Origin of the sequence: Spiroplasma turonicum, from assembly GCF_001262715.1 — a bacterium.
Taxonomy (GTDB): Bacteria; Bacillota_I; Bacilli_A; order Mycoplasmatales; family Mycoplasmataceae; genus Spiroplasma_A; species Spiroplasma_A turonicum.
This window is the reverse complement of the sequence record NZ_CP012328.1, coordinates 22,546-40,822: the sequence shown is the minus strand read 5'-3', so window position 1 is coordinate 40,822 and position 18,277 is coordinate 22,546. Positions and strand designations below refer to the sequence as shown.

Genomic DNA, 18,277 nt, shown 5'->3' with positions numbered 1-18,277 from the left:
TAGTTTCTCCTTCTATTCACTAAAATCTTTATCATCAAAATCTATGTCAGTGAAATCTTCAATATCTAAGTCTTGAAGTTCTTCTTCTGATGGTTCTACAAACTCATCAAAATCATCATTGTTTTCTAAATTGTTTGAACTATTTTCCATAAAGTCATTTAGTTCATCGATATCAATTTCAGTATCATCATAAGCACTTATTGGTGCCTTGTTACCATTTTCATCAATCATGTGCATATCAAAACCTAAACCCATAATTTCTTTGGTTAAAACATTAAATGATTCTGGAATACCAGGTTTAGGAATTGGTTTTGATCTTACAATTGACTCGTAAGTTTTTATACGACCTTTTATATCATCTGATTTTATTGTTAATATTTCACGTAAAGTATAAGCTGCACCATAAGCTTCTAGTGCTCAAACTTCCATTTCCCCAAATCTTTGACCACCATTTTGTGCTTTACCACCAAGTGGTTGTTGAGTTATTAAAGAATATGGACCAATATTTCTTGTATGTAATTTATCGTCAACCATATGAGAAAGTTTCAACATATACATAACACCAACAGATATTGGTTTGTCAAAGGCTTCACCAGTTCTACCATCAATTAACTTAACCTTACCAAAGTTTGTCATACCAGCTTCAGTCATTATTTCTTTCAAATCTTGTTCTTTTACACCCTCAAAAACAGGAGTACTTATTTTTACTCCTAATTTTTGAGCAGCCATTCCTAAGTGAATTTCTAAAACTTGACCAATATTCATACGAGATGGCACACCTTGAGGGTTTAACATAATATCAACAGGAGTACCATCTTCCATATGTGGCATATCCTCAACAGGTAGAATTTTTGAGATAACACCTTTGTTACCATGTCTACCTGCCATTTTATCCCCTTCTTGGATTTTACGTTTTTGAACTACATAAACCTTTATAACTTCTAATATATCAGCTGGTAAATCATGACCATTTGCTTTACTAAATCGTTTTATAGATTTAACAATTCCTTCACCACCATTGGGTACTCTAAGAGAGTTGTCTTTTACATTTCTTGATTTTTCTCCAAAGATTGCATGTAGTAATTTATCTTCTGGAGACAATTGTGTTTGAGACTTTGGTGTTACTTTTCCAACTAAAATATCTCCTACTTTTACTTCTGCACCAATTGCAACTATACCATCTTCATCAAGGTTTTTTTTCACAGTCTCAGAAACATTTGGTATATCTCTTGTTATTTCTTCTTGACCTTGTTTAGTTTGTCTTCTTTCGATTGTATATTCATCAATATGAATTGAAGTAAATCTATCATCAATAACAACTCTTTCAGAAACTATAACAGCATCCTCATAGTTATATCCATTTCAAGTGGTAAATGCTACTACAACATTTTGACCTAATGCTAGTTCACCTTTTTCCATTGAAGGACCATCAGCTAATATATCTCTTTTTTTTACTTTATCTCCAACTTTAACAATTGGTATATGTGTTATTGCAGTTCCATTATTAGATCTGTTGAAATCATTTAAGTCGTAATTTTTAACTACATTATTTTGCTCAATTATAATTTTACGAGAATCCACATATTTTACTATTCCATCTTCAGTTGCAACAACAGCATCTCCTGAGTCTCTAGCTGCTTCAAATTCAACACCAGTACCAACAACAGGTGATTCAGGATCTATTAATGGAACAGCTTGACGTTGCATATTTGCACCCATAAGTGCACGGTTAGCATCATCATTTTCTAGGAATGGAATACAAGATGTGGCTATAGAAACTATCTGTTTAGGAGATACGTCAACATAGTCTACATCTGCTGCATTAACCATGATGTCATCTCCTCGATATCTTGCGATAACTTGATCATCAAGTATAGTACCATCTTCAGACATTTTTATGTTAGCTTGTGCTACAACGTATTCTTTTTCTTTGTCTGCAGTTAAATATTCATATTGATCTAAATATACTTTTTTATTTTTTACTTTTCTATATGGTGTTTCGATGAAACCATATTCGTTTATTTTTGCGTATGTTGATAAGTTATTAATTAATCCAATGTTTGGTCCTTCAGGTGTTTCGATAGGACAAATTCTTCCATAGTGAGAAGGGTGAACGTCCCTAACTTCAAGTGCTGCTCTATCTCTACTTAATCCACCTGGTCCTAATGCTGTTAATCTACGTTTGTTTGTAAGTTCTGCAAGTGGGTTAGTTTGGTCCATAAATTGTGATAATTGTGACAAGTTAAAAAACTCTCCAATTATTGCAGTTAACGGTTTGTTATTTATAACTCCTGATGGTTTCATTTTAAATGGGTTTGAAGTAGCTAGTTTTTCACGAACGTTTTTTTCAATACGCATCATTCCAATTCTAAATTGGTTTTGTAATAATTCTCCAACTGTTCTAACTCTTCTGTTACCTAAGTGATCAATATCATCAATTTCACCAATTCCATTAGACAAATTTAACGCATAAGATATTGTAGCAACTATATCAGGAATATTTATAAATTCATCAGATGAATTTTTTGTAATACCAATTATTGTTTCTATTTCATCTCTTAAATCATTATCTTTATAAACTCTTATTACTTGAATTTCGTTACCTGATTCAATTGCTTTATTAAAGTTTATGTGTTTAATCATTGCACCATCACTTAAAACTAAATCAATTTCATCTATATTATCTTTAGAAACTTCTAATCCTTTAGCAAATGCAACCTTACCATTTTTATCAATTATATCTTCAGCTAAAATTCTTCCAATTAATCTATTTTTTACTGCTAACTTTTGTTGTAATTTAAATCTACCAGCTTTTGTTAAATCATACTTTCTTTTGTCGAATAAAAGACCATAAAGATATTTGCTCGCACCGTCTGATGTTGCAGTTTCACCTTGTCTAATTTTTTTATAAATATCTTGTACTTGATTTTCATAGTCTATATTTAAGTCTCCAGTTAATGTATCAGCTTCATAACTTAATTCCATAACTCTGTTATTATCAAATAATGACAATACTTCATCTTTATCCATTTTGAATGCTGTTAATAAACTTGATACAGTTGTTTTTCTAGACTTATCAATTTTTACATTAAAAATACTTGCTATCTTATTATCAAGTGTTTTTTTAGTTTCAAGTTCAAATTCTAATCAAGTACCTCTTGATGGAATGATGTCAGCAAAATAAATCATTTCCCCATTTTTTCTGTTCATTTCTTGTTTGAAATAACTTCCAGGCGATCTTACCAATTGTGAAACAACGACTTTTTCGCTTCCATTAATTATAAATGTACCTCTATCTGTCATTAATGGAAATTCTCCGAAGAACACTTCACCTGTTTTATATATATCAATTGTGGCAATATAGAAGTCATCTTTTTCTTCTTTTAATTCAATCTGGATTGAGTCTTTATCTCCATACTTACTTTTAAACTCAAAAAAGTAAAGATTATCTTTACCATTTTTAAATTCAATAGTATTTGCTTCAAGTTTTTCTTGAAGTCAGTTTTTTAAGAAGGCATCAGGCGAACCAATTATATTACTTTTAAATATTTCAACATCTTCCATATGTATTGTTAATGAAAGATCAGCATATATTGGAGCATCATAAATCTTTGATTCTTCTTTTGCTTTTACCATTGACATTCTTGGTTCTCTAAATTCTCAATTAGTAAGAGAAAGAACAATGTTTCCATCTATAGACATAATTGGAAATACTTCAGAGAAAACCTCGTCAATACCAACTTTTTTAAATCAATCAAATGTTGCAGTTTGTAACTCAATCAAATTCGGAAGCTCTAAGTTTCCAGATACTTTTGAGTAATCTCTTCTTTCAACAAGCGCATTTATTTTTTTAACTTTATAGTTCATTTAGTGTCCCCCAATCAAAATGAAATACACGCACATAGATTCTATACTAATTAGACACGTATTTCAATAGATTTAAATTAGTTTTTTTAAAATGCAAAAGCAAGCATGTATGCTTGCTATTTTTTTTAGTTGTTTAAGTAATTATTTTAAATCTACTGAAGCCCCTGCTTCAACTAATTGTTTTTTAATTTCTTCTGCATCTTCAACTTTAACATTTTCTTTTAAAGCAGCAGGTAAAGTACCATCAACTAATTTTTTAGCTTCCATTAAACCAAGTCCTGTTATTTCTTTAACAATTTTTATAACTGCAACCTTATTTCCACCAGCACTTGTTAACATCACACTTACTTCAGAAGGAGCTGATGCTGCTCCACCATCTGCTGTTGGCGCTGCAACTGCAGCAGCTGCAACAACACCGAAATGATCTTCTATTGCTTTTACTAAATCATTTAATTCTGTTAACTTCATTTCTTCTAAAGCTTTAATTATATCATCTTTTGTAATTGCCATTTTGTAATTCTCCTTTAATCTTTTTTTGTATTAGCTATTTCTTTAACAGTTAACATAAACTGTCTCAATGGATATATAAGTGAAGAAGCAAACATAGAGTATAGTTCTTCTTTTGAAGGTAGCATTGCAATTTCTGTTATTGCAGCTGTATCCATTACATTCCCTTCATAAATTCCTGCTTTTAATTTTAAATCAGGATTTTTTTTGCTAAACTTTGCCACAAGTTTTGCAGGTTTTATTGGGTCTTCCTCTGAGAATAAAAATATATTTTGTTGAGTTAAAAATGCATCTAATCCGTTTATTTTTAGTTCTTCCATTGCTCTTGTGAATAATGAATCCTTATAAACTTTTATAAATACATTTTCTTCCAAAGCAAGATTTCTTAAATCTGTAATTTGTGCTACAGAAAGATTTTTATACTCAGCGATAACCATACCTTTACAATTTTTTATTTTACTTACAATTTCATTAACTACTTGTGTTTTTTTTGCATGCGCTGGTCTTGAAGTTGCCAAATCGGTTCCCCCTTCTATGTAAAATTACTATTAACCAAATAAAAACCTTGGTTAATACCAAGGTTAAATTACATTTGAAATAATTCAAATATGATCATTCCTCGGTAACATTATTAAGATTTTACTCCGTTACTTTCTTTGGTATGAATAGCATAAATATAATAGCATTATTTTTTTAATAATTCTAGTAATCAACTAAAACTTTGATTCCAGGTCCCATTGTTGTAGATATTGATACATTTTTAATATATGTACCTTTAACTGCTGCTGGTTTGGCTTTTTTAATTACATCTAGAATTGCATTGTAATTTTTTAATATATTTTCATCATTAAATGAAACTTTACCTATAATTGAATGTATGTTACCTTCTTTGTCGGTTCTATATTCAACTTTACCTTTTTTAATATCATTTATTGCAGAAACAACATCAGTTGTAACAGTACCAGTTTTAGGATTTGGCATAAGTCCTTTTGTTCCTAATAATTTACCAATTTTACCTAACTCAGCCATTATCTCTGGAGTTGCGACAACAACATCAAATTCAAACCAATTTTCTTTTTGAATTTTTTGTATTAATTCAGTACCACCTACAAAATCAGCTTTTGCGTCAATTGCTTCTTTTAATTTTGTTTTTGTTAGAACTAAGATTTTTTGAGTTTTACCAGTTCCACCAGGAAGCACAAGCGCTCCTCTAATTTGTTGATCTGCATGTCTAGGGTCTACATTCAAATTAAATGCAATATCAATTGTTGAATCAAATTTAGTTGTTGATGTTTCTTTAGCGATTTTTATAGCTTCATTAATTGGGTATTGTTTAGTTTTATCAACCTTAGTATGTGCTTCTTTTAACTTTTTACTTAACTTTGGCATAATTATTTACCTTCCTTAGAAGACATACCTTCAATTTTAATACCCATATTTCTTGCAGTTCCTGCTATAGTATTCATTGCTGCCTCAACTGAGTTTGCATTTAAATCAGGTAACTTATACTCTGCTATTTTTCTTATTTCGCTAACATCAAGTGTTGCTACAATTTCTGTTCCCGGTTTCTTTGAACCTTTTTGAATGTTCGCTGCTTTTTTTAACAAAAATGCAGCTGGGGTTGTTTTTAATACATAATCAAATGATTTATCATCATAAGCTGTAATTACTACAGGTACTACTTCTCCCGCTCTATCTTTAGTGGCTTCATTAAATTGTTGTGTGAATTGAGGCATATTGATACCAAGTGAAGCTAGTTCTGCTCCTGGTTTTGCTTGCATTGCCATAAATTCAAGTTTTGCTATACGTGTGATTTTTTTTGCCACGATAAACACCTCCTGTTTCGCTGTGGTCCAATCGCATAAAATTAATTATACTTCCACAATAAAAATCTGCCATAAATAATAATATCACATATAGTGTAAATTATTTATAATATTTCTATGTTTTTAATTATTATTGGTTTTACAGGTACATCATCATAAAAATTTGATGAGTTTGTTTCAACTTTTTCAATTTCTAAAGCTATATCTAAGCTATCTTTATCTGCAACTTTGCCAAATGCTGCATACTCTCCATCTAAAAATTTAGCGTTTCCTGTTACAATAAAAAATTGGCTTGATGCACTATCTTTTACCATTGTTCTAGCCATAGAGATAACACCTTTATCATGTGATAGTTTGTTTTCTCATCCATTAGACAAGAATTCTCCTTTAATTTCTTTTGCACCTTTTTTTTCAGACATATCTTCAAAAAGACCTCCACCTTGTATCATAAATCCTTTTATAACTCGGTGGAATATTAAACCGTTAAAGTAATTTTGTTCTATTAAACTTATAAAATTTGCACAAGTCAATGGTGCAATATCTGGGAATAATTCGAATGTCATAGATTTTCCATTTTCAAGATTTATTCTTATTTTTTTTATGTTCAAAACTCTCCTAAACTAATATTTGTATGCAAGGCTTAAACTTGCAAATTCAAATTCAGTTGGTGTAATTCTTCCAAATAATTCAATGTTTACTATGGCAATACCTTTTTCGAAATCCATTTCAATTACTTGTCCTTCAGTATTGGCAAAAGGCCCATCTTTAACCAAAACAACATCCTTAAGTTTAAAAGTTGCTTCAAATAAGACTTTTTCTTTTTTTGGCTGATTTGCATTACCTTTTGAGAATTTCTTATCTTTGTTTGAGACTTCATCTTGATTCAATAACCTAAAAACTTCTTCACTAGTTAGTGGTAAAGGTTTTGCACCTCTACCTGATGAACCAATAAAACCTGTTACACCTGGTGTGTTTCTAATAATGAATCATGTTTCATCTGTCATGTGCATATTTATAAAAATATATCCAGGAAATTTATTTTTATCTATGATTTTATTGTTTTTTCCCATAACAGGGCTTTTTGATATTCTTATATCAAAAACTTTTTCTTCAAGGTTTGATGATTCAATTTTTTGAAGTAAATCTGCTTTAACACTATCTTCATGCCCGCTATTACAGTTTATTACAAATCATTGTCCCTTATATGATGCTAACTCTTCTTCCATATTAATTAAATCTATTGCCATAATACTCCTTATTAAATTATTTTAATTTCTACAAATAAATGTTGTAGTCCATAGTCAACCAAAAAGAAAAATATACCAAATATAAGTATGAAAACAATAACCCATAAGAACTTCATACTAAGGTTTTCTCTTGTAGATCATTTAATTTTATTTATTTCTTTTAAAAACTTTACAGGTCCTTCTTTAGCTACTTGCTTTAAACTAATTTTGTCTTTATGTTTTTTTATTTTTTTATTTCTGGCAGCCTTAAGTTTTCCTTCATGAGTTCCATCATGACCTTGGATTGTTTGGAATAACTCATCAAATTGTTTTTTCTTTTCTTCTTTTAAAGTTTTTTTTGTATTAGCTTTTTCTAACTTCAATTTAGCTTTTTCTTCTTTTGAAAGCTTTTTTTTGTCATCCATTTTATCTTGTCTCCTTATGAAGAACATGCGTATTACATGTTGGGCAGAACTTTTTAATTTCTAATCTTTCAGATTGACTTAAAGAACTTTTGTTAAAAGTGTAATTTCTTGATAAACAATTTACACACACAATAATGACTTTATTTTTACTTGTTGACATTTAACTCACAATACTTTCTTACAATATTATATATTACTATCTTAATTTATTAAACTATTAAAGTATTTTTTTAAATTTTCTTTAATAATTAAAAACTTTCTTCTAGATATATTTAATGTTTCCATTATTTCTTTTTGGCTATGACCTTCATATATCATAACTGCGACTTTTTTAGATATGGAATCTGCATTAGAATTCAAATAAGTGTTCAATATGATCCTTACGTCCTGTCTTGTTTTAATATAATTATAGTTGTTAAATGAGAATATATCTAAGTCTTTATCTAAATTTGAAATATAAGAACCAAACATTTCGCCTCTATTACTATTTATAGCTTCAATTGTAGCTAACCTCTTATTTCTTCTTAGAAACTTTGCATAATCTAATATTCTCTTTTTTAATATATAGTTTGCATACGCTGGTAATGGTATTTTTGTTTCTTTATCGTACTTTTCATCAACTTCAATAAGAGTTTTATATACTGTGTGTATAAAATCATCAACATCCAACTGTAAAAAAGATAATTTTCTATGTTCATTTATTACTGTTTTGTATAAAATATTTTTTAAATAAGTTAGCTCTGATTCATTTATTTTATTTTTAAACTTTTGATCAACAATTTCAGATAATATGCTTTTTGTTTTAAAATATATGTTTTGCAATTTAATCTTCCGTTCTATTTATAAAAAAATTATAAAGAATTATTCCACAAGCAACAGATACATTTAAGGAATCAATTACATTTGTCGTTTTAATCTTAAAAACAAAATCTGAATTATTTAATAGATTATTAGAGATACCTTCTCCTTCATTACCTAAAATAATAACTTTTTTTTCATATATATTGATTGTATTTAAGCTTACACTTTTTTCATTTAAAGCAGAAGCATAGATCCAAAATCCTTTTTTCTTTAAGTTATCTAATGAAGAGGATAGATTTTTGACTTTTATTATAGGAATATTGTAAATAGTACCTGATGAAGCTTTGATTACTGAAGAAGTTACATCAACTTGATTGATGTCCTTCATTATAATTGCATCAACACCCAATAAACTTGAAGATCTTATAATTGCTCCAAAGTTATGTGGGTCATGGATCTTATCTAACATCAAAATAGTTTTAATATTTTGATTTTCAGTTAAAGAGAATTTTGCATATTCAAAATCTTTTAATATGGCTAAATATCCTTGATGTACACTTTTTTTATCAACTAACATTTTGATAAAAATGTCTTTATCCAATGATTCTCATAAAATATTATATTTTTTTATAGTACTAAAAATAGATGGAGTAAAAGAATTACCTTTTAAAATAAAAAGTCTCTTAATTAACTTTGGTCTATTTATAATTATATTTTCAACTACATTTTTACCATAAGCAATTAAATCATTTTTAGTCATTTTATATAATATTTCTTTCTATTAATTTTTTCCTTAAACTATCAGCTAAAGGATAATTTTTTATTTCTTGTGCGCCTTTTCATTCCATTAAATTTTTTATGTCATTTTCATTAATTTCTTTTATATCATACTTAAAGCCTAAACATTTCAATAAACTTTTCAAATGTGAAAAACATAAATCAACTTTTCCATTTTTAATTTGTTTATTTAAATATTTGATTATTTCATCTATTAGAGTAATCACCATAGGTGTGTTTAAATCATCTGACATATAATTTATAAACTTTTCTTCAAAGTTATATGGAATAAAGTCATCATCAATTGGAGTTTTAAAATCTTCCAGTACTTCTTTAATTGCTAATTTTCAATTAAGCGTTTTTAATAATTTATATATTTTTTCATTTCAATCTTCTGCTTGTTTTATGTGTTGTTCTGTAATATTTAATGGTTGCCTGTAACTTGATGTCAAAAATATATACTTTAAAGTATTGGCGTCATAGTCGCTTAAAAAATCCTTAACGGTAATTATATTACCTAATGACTTAGACATTTTAACATTTTCTAGAGCTAAATGACCATTATGCATTCAATTTTTTGAAATTTCTATATTATTTTTAGCTAAGAACTGTATTCGTTCATTTTCGTGATGGGGGAATTTTAAATCAATACCACCAATATGTATATCGATTGTTTTTTTAAAATAATTATCAATTAAAAGTGCACATTCAGTGTGTCAACCTGGTCTGCCAAGGCTTCACTTTGATAATCATTTCTTACCAGTATCGGTTTTTTTTCACAAAACGAAATCTCCTGGGTTTTTTTTGTTTTCTTCCAAATCAATTCTAACACCAGCCAATAATTTTGAAACATCTTGTTTTGATAGATTTCCATACTCAGATTTAAATTTTGATATATCAAAATAAACACTTCCATCTACTATATATGCAAATTTTTTTTCTAATAAATCGTCTATAAAAAAAATAATTTCATCAATTTTTGATGATATTGAAATAATAGATGTTGGTGGAACTAAATTAAGGTTTTTCATGTCTACAAGAAAAGCATTCCTATATTTTTCAACAAGCTCTTCTTCTGATATTTTTAAAGACAACGCCTTATTAATTATTTTGTCATCAATGTCAGTTATGTTTAATAAATAATTATAATTAATATTTAGATATTTAAAAAACCTAACTAAAGTATCTGCTAATATTAAGGGACGTGCATTGCCTATGTGAATATAATCATAAACCGTAGGTCCACAAGTATACATAGTTATATTTTTAGTGTCAATATTTTTTAAACTACCCGTAAATGAATCGAAAATTTTCATTAATAAAATCCTTATCTATCTCTTTTAATTAGTGGGTGTACAGCTTTGTATGTAAAGTAAAGCACTGTGGCATTAAACAATATTTTAAGTGGTGCTTGGACTAATCTACTTATAAGCATTGCACTATAACCTTTTGAACCATCAATTCCTAAAAATCCAGCATCACCCCATGCCGATATAATCGATGTAGAAAGGTACTCAGATGCAGAAGCAAATAATATTATTGGTAAAAGAACGTGAAGTGATTTAGTATTTTTCTTATAAAGTAAAGAAAAATAAACAACTCAAACAAAAAACAAACAGGTCAATGTGGATCCTGCAAAGAATCATTTGTAAACTTCCTTGGTAACTTTTATACCGAAAATATTAATTTCTCCAGTGAAATAATCAATTATTACTAATATAAAGACTGAAAATAATATAAAGAATAAATTAATTAAAAGCATATTAGCTCAATTATATCCTTTTCCAAGTCTTAATAAACTAGAACCAATACCTGCAATAAACCCAAATGAGATAACGACTATTATAAAGGCTGGGTGTATAAATGATGGTACAAATATCATGACAAGTACCTCTGTAATTAAAGCTACCAAAACCCCAATAATTGGACCAAAAATAAATCCTGTAATTTTAACCATAACTCCTTCAAATGCAATTCTTATAGGAGGGAATACTGTAATTGGTATTGTCAATGAAATAACAACAGTTACACTTACATTTATTGCTGTAAACATTGTTATATATGCAATATTTTTTGTTGTAAATCTTATACCATGATACCTTTCTTTAAGAACAACAAAAGAAAAAGTATTATAAACAAAATAGGCTAAAATGAATGCTCCGATTAAACCTGACATTGCATAAGCAAGATTGTTGCCATCTAAAAGTCAGTTACTTATCTTTTCCATAAATACCCCTTATAAACTTCAGTCTATAACTTTCATTTTTCTTTCTTCTAATAAAAGGTTGATTTTTGAAAATACATCACTTTCATAAAAACCTTTATAATAACTAAATGGCGATGGATGAGTAGTCATAATAACATTACCATTTTTTTTCTTAAAATTATTATATATATTTTTTGCTGAATTACCTCATAAACAATAAATAATATTTTTATTTTTTTTATTTATATAATTAAGTATATCTAAAACTATATTTTGTCAGCCCATCTTAGAATGAGAGTTCGGTTTATGTAACTCAACTGTCAAGCAAGTATTAATCAAAAACACACCTTGTTTTACTCAACCTAACAAACTATTATTTTTGCTATGGTCAATATTTAAGTCCCTTTTTAATTCTTTAAAAATATTTTGTAAACTTTTTGGAGTTTTATTATTTTCAAATGTACTAAAAGCAATACCATCAGCTTGATTAATGTCGTGATATGGGTCCTGACCAATTATAACAACTTTTATATCATCAATATGTATATGATTAAATAAATTAAATATGTAATTTTTTTTTGGGGTTGTTTTATCAAAATCGTTAATCTTTGTCCATACAGTATTTATTTGTTCATTTATGTTTAATTGTTCAAAAACATCTAATCAATCTTTATTAATATATTTTTTTCATTCCATTAACTAAATTAAACTTTCTTTTTCTTTGATTTTTGTTCTTTTTTTTCAATGCGTTTCAATATTTTTTTTTCTTTTTTTGATACTGCAAAATTTTCATAATCTTCTAATTCTGCATCTCTTCTAGGAGTTGAAAATATCTCATCTTCTTCTTGGACTGGACCTAAATCAATAATGTCATCATTTTTAGAGATCATACCGGTTGCTGTAACAAGATTATCTTCATATAAACTAGTTATAGACTTTGTTTTATCCATTTTTTGATTTACTATTGGTTGACTTTTTCCTTCTAAATCAATAAGCTTTAAGTATTCATCGGTACTTAAAATTGACTGAGTGTTCATGCTTTTGTTATTGATAACTACATCACTATTAAAATCATCTTCAATAGGACCATAATCTATAACATTTGGTGTTTCATTTTTGACATATGTATCTTGTTCAACATTAGTTTCACTAACTTGTTCAATATTAGTTTTAGTATAATTTTCTTTAATATCATCAGCTTTTTCTATACTTTGCATATTAGTTGGCTGATTTATTATAAGTGAATCCTCATTTAAATAAGAAGGGTCTTCAATTATCTCATCGACTACTTCATAGCCTTCATTTACAATATTATTAATAGTAGTGTCTTCTAAAACATCTTTTTTATAATTCAAAGAATCCTTAGGTTCAGATTGAATGACTTCATTGTTAAAATCAATTTTTTGCGCATTTATAGTTTTGTCTTTTTTGAGTATTTCTTCAATCCTATCTTTTAAAGATTCTTTATTATCTTCCTCTTCATTAGTATTAAATTGAGAATTCGTTAATGAGTCTATTTTTTTATTGTTTTCCTGGTTTTCGAGACTTTCTTGTTCTTTTTTTTTTGCCTTTTCAGGATTTATGTCCTTGTAGGCTGACAATTCTCCTAAACTATCATCATCAGTATTATTAAAATACAAATCAGGTTCAAAATCTTTAACAATAGCACCAGTTTTATCTTCGTTAAAAACTGTATCATCAATTGATAAAGTCTCATCATTAAATATAATAGGGTCTTTTGGAGAGATATCAAATTTAAGCATTTCTTCTGTTATTGGATTTCTATTTAAAATTTCATCTCGCTTGTTCTTTTTATTTGTAAGAAATTTACTTTGTTTTTTAGGTACTAAATTATTAGAACTTTCCTTGTAATATTCATCTACTAAATCTTCATAAGGGTTGTTTTTGATTTGGCTTAAATTTTCATATCTGTTTTTAAACTGATCTAATTTGTTATTATTAATTCGTCTTTGTTGAGGTTGTGAATTTCATTTTTGATACTGGTTATAATCTGAGAAATCTATGGGTTGTTGGTAACTATTGGGTTGTTGGTAATTGTTTGGTTGTTGGTAATTGTTTGGTTGTTGGTAATTGTTTGGTTGTTGGTAATTATTGGGTTGTTGGTAACTATTGGGTTGTTGGTAACTATTGGGTTGTTGGTAACTATTGGGTTGTTGGTAATTATTGGGTTGTTGGTAATTATTGGGTTGTTGGTAATTGTTTGGTTGTTGGTAATTGTTTGGTTGATTAGCTACTAAGTTATTTTGAAGTGGGGTTGGTATTTGATTAAATGAGTTTAAAGGTATTAATTGAGGTGCATAGTCAGTGAACATAGGTAAAAAAGATCTATAATTATTAGAAAAGTTATTAGTATAGTATGTTGGCATGAATCCAAACCCCAATTCTGGAATTGGCTGAAAAGTGCTAAATGGACTATTTAACATTGGATTAAAAGATGAATTAAACATATTAAACATTGGATTAAAAAATTGAGTAACAGATTGAATGAACCTATGAGCATCTTCTTCATTAATAAAAGATGCTATTACATTGTTACTATTAAAATCCACAACGCTAAAATAATTATTTTCAAATCTAATATAATAATTCATCTGCATACACCTTAAATAATTATAATTATCTCATAAAAAAAAGTAAATAATAGTTTGAGTTTCTAATATTTACTTTTTACTTATAATAATCTCAACATTTTCAACCTCTAAAGAGTTAAACATATTTTCAGACCCTATTTTGAAAAAACTGTTTTTTGAAAATTGATATATTGTTGGTTCATATCAATAATAAATCTGATCAGTTCTTGTTTTACCTTTGCTATCATCTTTAACTTCACTAATTTTAAAGTTAGCTAGTGATAGACCAACAACCAAATTATTCATCCCTTTGATTCTTATTTCATAGCTTTTGTCGTTTTGATTGTCTGGTACTAAAAAATCCAAGACAACATCAGGCATTTTTTCTGTACTTGTATATACAAATGTTCTATCTTTTGTTTCTTTTGAGTCTTGTGCTTGTATATCATTACCTTCTTTTTGTTTGAAAAGTTTAGCACCATTTGAAATATCATATGCTTCTTCAGAGAAATCTGACAAACTTGAATTTATATTGCTTTCCTTAAATGAGAATTCTGATGGCATCAAAAAACCAATTTCTGTTTTGTCGGCCTTGTCTTCCAATTGTTTATGGATTAAGTTAAATGTTTTTTTATCAGTGCCTTCAACAAGTTTTTTAGACTCTACAGTAATGTTTGATGTTAATGTGTCATAAAAACTATCAGCATCATCTGATGACATTGCAAAAACTTTTTTATCTTTGTATTCAGAAAAATAATTAGCTTTATCATTTTCAAATAATTTAGGTACATATTTCTCTCATGTTAAATCATAATAATTTTTTAAACTTTTTTGTCTTGGTTCTACAAAAAAACCTTCTTCATTTATAAGTTCACTAGATGAATCTAATTCTCCATTTTCGTTATACTCTTTTTTTAATGCAACGCCAAAAGTATTTGAGCCATTGAATGTTGTCACGTTTTTTTCATCATTAAGCTTTGCTGATAAGTTTAAATCATCAAGTTTTACATCTTTTACATCATAATTAAATGATTTAAATCTTGTATTTTTAGATGATTTTGTGTAATCTTCTATAAATTCATTTTTAGTAGTGTCATCATTAAACTCTAAGTTTGCTTTTTTTCCATTATAAGAATCATTCAATATATAGTCTAATGACATTCCTAGTCCTGAGTCCCCTAAAAATTTTTTTTCTTTTTCTCTTTTGTCTGCATTTTGGTACTTACTGTCTTTGTAAGTTATAGCCTCTAAGATTTGTATAGTTAGGTTAGTTAAGAGTTTATTTTTATCATTTGAAAATAAATCAAATGCTTCAATTTTTTTATCTTCACCTCTTCAATTAAGTTCATATTCTTTTTCTCCTGCTACAAGTATATCAAGACTATCAGTTGGAGCAGAGCCACAAGAAATAGTTGATAAAGCTGTTGAAGAACTTACTAATATAGAAGTCATTATTGATAATAGTTTTTTCATATTTTCTCCTTGTAATAATTATTTTTTTATTTGATCTTGGAACTTTCCATAATCTCTCATAAAATTTATTTTTATTGTACCAGTAGGTCCATTTCTATGCTTTGAAATTATAACATCAGTTTCATCAGTTTGACTAGAATTGTCATAAACAATATCCTTATTGTCATAGTATGCTTCCCTATATAAAAACATTATAATGTCTGCATCCTGTTCAATAGCTCCACTGTCCCTAAGATCAGACATTATAGGTACTTTTTGTTCTCTTGTCTCAACTCTTCTAGATAATTGAGACAAGCATATTATTGGCATATCTAATTCTCTGGCAATTTTTTTTAATTGTCTTGAGATTGCAGCTACTTCATTTTGTCTACTTTCAAATCTCGTTGAAATTGATGAAATTAATTGAAGATAATCAATTATACATATGTCAATATTGAAATCTCTTTTCATTTTTCTTAATTTAGATTGTAACTGTAAAACATTTAAACCAGGTGAGTCATCTATAATAATATTCATATTTTTAATTTCTTCACCACTTGCAAAAATTCGTTTTCATAACTCAGGTGTTATTCCCTGAGCAGTTTTTAAAGTAGAAGAACTAACCTTAGATTTTGCGCTTAATATTCTTTGAACAAGTTGTTCCTTAGGCATCTCAAGTGAAAAAAATGCTACTCCTTTATTATACAAAGCTGCATTCAATGCTAAATTTAATGCAAATGCAGTTTTCCCCATTGAAGGTCTAGCTGCTAAAATTATAAAATCTCCATTTTGTCAACCGTTAGTCATTTGATCTAGCTCCGAGAAACCAGATGGAACACCATTAATTAAATCACCGTTTTTCTCTAATTGTTCAATTTTTTTAATTACTTGAATTATAGTTTCTTTTATTTCTGTAGCTTCATCTTTATGTATATCAGTTTTTATGTCTAATATTCTTTGCTGAGTTAATAAAAACACTTCTTCAATTGGGGTGTTTGTCTCTCTTAACTTTTTAATATTTTCAAGTTCTCTATCTAAACGTCTACCTATTGAGTTTTTAAATACAAGTTCAACATAATCTTCAAAACCTTCATCAGTAACAAAAAAGCTAAGTATGTTTGACAAATATTCAATTCCCCCGACTTCTTTTAATTTGTTTGATGATTCCAGTTTGTCAATTAGATTTGTAAGAGTTATATTTTTACTATCAGTTGATAAATCATTAATAGCATTAAATACTAAACTATGTTCATGAATAAAGAAATCTTCTTTTTGTAATTGACTCATAATTTCAAAACAAGCTTTTGGAGAGTGCATCGCTATAGCTAAAACAGTCTTTTCTGCATCAATCAAAGCAATGTTACTACCTTTTTTGTTACTTTCAATCATCTAATTTTTACCTTCTATTTCAACCTTTAATGTTGCAATTCTATCCTTTGCCAATTTTATTTTTAAATAATATAATCCAACTTTATTTAAAACTTCATGTTTCTCGAACTTTTTTTTATCTATGTCTAAATTATAACTTTTACTTAAAACATCAACTATTTGGTTTAAAGAAACAGTCCCAAATGCTTTATTATCATTTAGTTTTAAAGTAAATTTCAATGTTATATCTTTTATATATTCAATAATTTTAGTAATTTTTTCGTTTTCTAATTTTTGATATTCTTGTTCTTTGTTTTTAATTACATTTAAATGACCTAATTCATTTTTTGATGCAACTTTTGCAAGTTTTTTAGGTATTAAATAGTTTTTAGCATAACCATCAGACACCTCAACAACATCATTTTTTTTCCCATAGTTTTTTAAATTTTCTAATAATATAACTTTCATTTAATCACCAAAATTATTATAACAAATAAAAAACACCCTATATTGGGTGTATTTAAATTATTGAACTATAAATGGTAGTAAACCCATTGTTCTAGATCTTTTGATTGCAACTGCAAGCATTCTTTGGTGTTTAGGTGAAGTACCTGTAACCCTTCTTGGTAGGATTTGTCCGTTAATAGATATGAATTTTTTTAATAAATCAACATCTTTATAATCAATATAATCAATTTTGTTTTTTGCAAAAAAGTTAACTTTTTTTCTTCTTACAAATTTTTTTACCATTATTTATTCTCCTTTAATCATCTCATAAAATTGAGTCATCATCTACTTGGTTTTTATCATCTTCTGCAATATCAAAGTTCAATGGTTCATTTGATTGTTGTAAGGAAACATTGCCTTGACTTGTAAAGTTTGAATATCTTTCTTGGTTTTGTGCTACTTCTTGGTTATTACTTGATAAAAACTGAACTCTATTAGCTCTTACAAAGACATTTTGTTGATATTGTCCATTAACATTTTCTTGCCTAACATTTAATGAACCTTCAACAGATAACTGTCCACCTTTTTTGATGAACTTTGCCATGTTCTCCGCAGTTTTTTCTCATGCAAAACAAGGAACAAACTGAGTAAATTGCTTTCCACCATAAAATTCGTTTACAGCAAGTGTAAAAGCAACAAAAGCTCTATTGTCTTTTGAAGTTCTTAATTCTGGGTCTTTTGTTATTCTTCCAATTAAATTTACAGAATTCATTATTTACACCTT

The 18,277-nt window shown here is 27.8% G+C and carries 20 protein-coding genes and 1 other annotated feature; all 20 genes read right to left on the bottom strand.

Features of this window, described 5'->3' with window-relative positions; genetic code table 4:
- Positions 1 to 12: 12 nt before the first annotated feature.
- Positions 13 to 3,867 (bottom strand): DNA-directed RNA polymerase subunit beta, encoded by a 3,855-nt coding sequence (rpoB, locus tag STURON_RS00215; protein ID WP_075047903.1) that lies wholly within the window; start codon positions 3,865 to 3,867, stop codon positions 13 to 15.
- A 141-nt stretch (positions 3,868 to 4,008) separates the two neighbouring features.
- Complete coding sequence (gene rplL / locus STURON_RS00210) at positions 4,009 to 4,377, bottom strand: 50S ribosomal protein L7/L12 (protein WP_075047902.1); 369 nt, start codon at positions 4,375 to 4,377, stop codon at positions 4,009 to 4,011.
- Between the two features lie 14 nt (positions 4,378 to 4,391).
- Positions 4,392 to 4,892 carry a 50S ribosomal protein L10 gene (gene rplJ / locus STURON_RS00205; RefSeq protein ID WP_075047901.1) on the bottom strand — a complete coding sequence of 167 codons (501 nt, stop codon included), beginning with the start codon at positions 4,890 to 4,892 and terminating at the stop codon, positions 4,392 to 4,394.
- Positions 4,893 to 4,922: 30 nt separating this feature from the next.
- Positions 4,923 to 5,052: a sequence feature (ribosomal protein L10 leader region), on the bottom strand.
- 24 nt (positions 5,053 to 5,076) lie between these two features.
- Positions 5,077 to 5,763, bottom strand: coding sequence for a 50S ribosomal protein L1 (gene rplA / locus STURON_RS00200; protein ID WP_075047900.1), 687 nt, complete (start codon positions 5,761 to 5,763; stop codon positions 5,077 to 5,079).
- 2 nt (positions 5,764 to 5,765) lie between these two features.
- Complete coding sequence (rplK, locus tag STURON_RS00195) at positions 5,766 to 6,200, bottom strand: 50S ribosomal protein L11 (RefSeq protein WP_075047899.1); 435 nt, start codon at positions 6,198 to 6,200, stop codon at positions 5,766 to 5,768.
- Positions 6,201 to 6,304: 104 nt separating this feature from the next.
- Positions 6,305 to 6,808 carry a peptidylprolyl isomerase gene (locus STURON_RS00190; protein ID WP_144416168.1) on the bottom strand — a complete coding sequence of 168 codons (504 nt, stop codon included), beginning with the start codon at positions 6,806 to 6,808 and terminating at the stop codon, positions 6,305 to 6,307.
- Between the two features lie 12 nt (positions 6,809 to 6,820).
- Complete coding sequence (gene nusG, locus STURON_RS00185; RefSeq protein ID WP_075047898.1) at positions 6,821 to 7,447, bottom strand: transcription termination/antitermination protein NusG; 627 nt, start codon at positions 7,445 to 7,447, stop codon at positions 6,821 to 6,823.
- 11 nt (positions 7,448 to 7,458) lie between these two features.
- Positions 7,459 to 7,851, bottom strand: a complete 393-nt coding sequence (gene secE / locus STURON_RS00180; protein WP_075047897.1) for a preprotein translocase subunit SecE — start codon at positions 7,849 to 7,851, stop codon at positions 7,459 to 7,461.
- 1 nt (position 7,852) lies between these two features.
- Positions 7,853 to 8,011: a 50S ribosomal protein L33 gene (rpmG, locus tag STURON_RS00175; protein ID WP_075047896.1), complete on the bottom strand. Its 159-nt coding sequence runs from the start codon at positions 8,009 to 8,011 to the stop codon at positions 7,853 to 7,855.
- A gap of 41 nt (positions 8,012 to 8,052) precedes the next feature.
- The gene (locus tag STURON_RS00170; RefSeq protein WP_075047895.1) at positions 8,053 to 8,673 is read right to left on the bottom strand and encodes a hypothetical protein; all 621 of its coding nucleotides are present in this window, start codon (positions 8,671 to 8,673) and stop codon (positions 8,053 to 8,055) included.
- A gap of 1 nt (position 8,674) precedes the next feature.
- Complete coding sequence (gene rlmB / locus STURON_RS00165; RefSeq protein ID WP_075047894.1) at positions 8,675 to 9,412, bottom strand: 23S rRNA (guanosine(2251)-2'-O)-methyltransferase RlmB; 738 nt, start codon at positions 9,410 to 9,412, stop codon at positions 8,675 to 8,677.
- 1 nt (position 9,413) lies between these two features.
- Positions 9,414 to 10,745 carry a cysteine--tRNA ligase gene (cysS, locus tag STURON_RS00160; protein WP_075047893.1) on the bottom strand — a complete coding sequence of 444 codons (1,332 nt, stop codon included), beginning with the start codon at positions 10,743 to 10,745 and terminating at the stop codon, positions 9,414 to 9,416.
- An 11-nt stretch (positions 10,746 to 10,756) separates the two neighbouring features.
- Complete coding sequence (locus STURON_RS00155; RefSeq protein WP_075047892.1) at positions 10,757 to 11,656, bottom strand: ECF transporter S component; 900 nt, start codon at positions 11,654 to 11,656, stop codon at positions 10,757 to 10,759.
- 9 nt (positions 11,657 to 11,665) lie between these two features.
- Positions 11,666 to 12,331: a uracil-DNA glycosylase gene (locus STURON_RS00150; protein WP_075047891.1), complete on the bottom strand. Its 666-nt coding sequence runs from the start codon at positions 12,329 to 12,331 to the stop codon at positions 11,666 to 11,668.
- Positions 12,332 to 12,339: 8 nt separating this feature from the next.
- Complete coding sequence (locus STURON_RS00145) at positions 12,340 to 14,247, bottom strand: hypothetical protein (RefSeq protein WP_075047890.1); 1,908 nt, start codon at positions 14,245 to 14,247, stop codon at positions 12,340 to 12,342.
- A 69-nt stretch (positions 14,248 to 14,316) separates the two neighbouring features.
- Positions 14,317 to 15,699, bottom strand: a complete 1,383-nt coding sequence (locus STURON_RS00140) for a hypothetical protein (RefSeq protein ID WP_075047889.1) — start codon at positions 15,697 to 15,699, stop codon at positions 14,317 to 14,319.
- 18 nt (positions 15,700 to 15,717) lie between these two features.
- Entirely contained in the window at positions 15,718 to 17,067 is a 1,350-nt protein-coding gene (dnaB, locus tag STURON_RS00135; protein WP_075047888.1) for a replicative DNA helicase, read from the bottom strand.
- Positions 17,068 to 17,514 carry a 50S ribosomal protein L9 gene (rplI, locus tag STURON_RS00130; RefSeq protein WP_075047887.1) on the bottom strand — a complete coding sequence of 149 codons (447 nt, stop codon included), beginning with the start codon at positions 17,512 to 17,514 and terminating at the stop codon, positions 17,068 to 17,070.
- Positions 17,515 to 17,571: 57 nt separating this feature from the next.
- Positions 17,572 to 17,799, bottom strand: a complete 228-nt coding sequence (rpsR, locus tag STURON_RS00125; protein ID WP_082236149.1) for a 30S ribosomal protein S18 — start codon at positions 17,797 to 17,799, stop codon at positions 17,572 to 17,574.
- A gap of 10 nt (positions 17,800 to 17,809) precedes the next feature.
- On the bottom strand, positions 17,810 to 18,265 hold the full coding sequence (locus STURON_RS00120) for a single-stranded DNA-binding protein (RefSeq protein ID WP_075047885.1): 456 nt from the start codon (positions 18,263 to 18,265) through the stop codon (positions 17,810 to 17,812).
- Positions 18,266 to 18,277 lie beyond the last annotated feature (12 nt).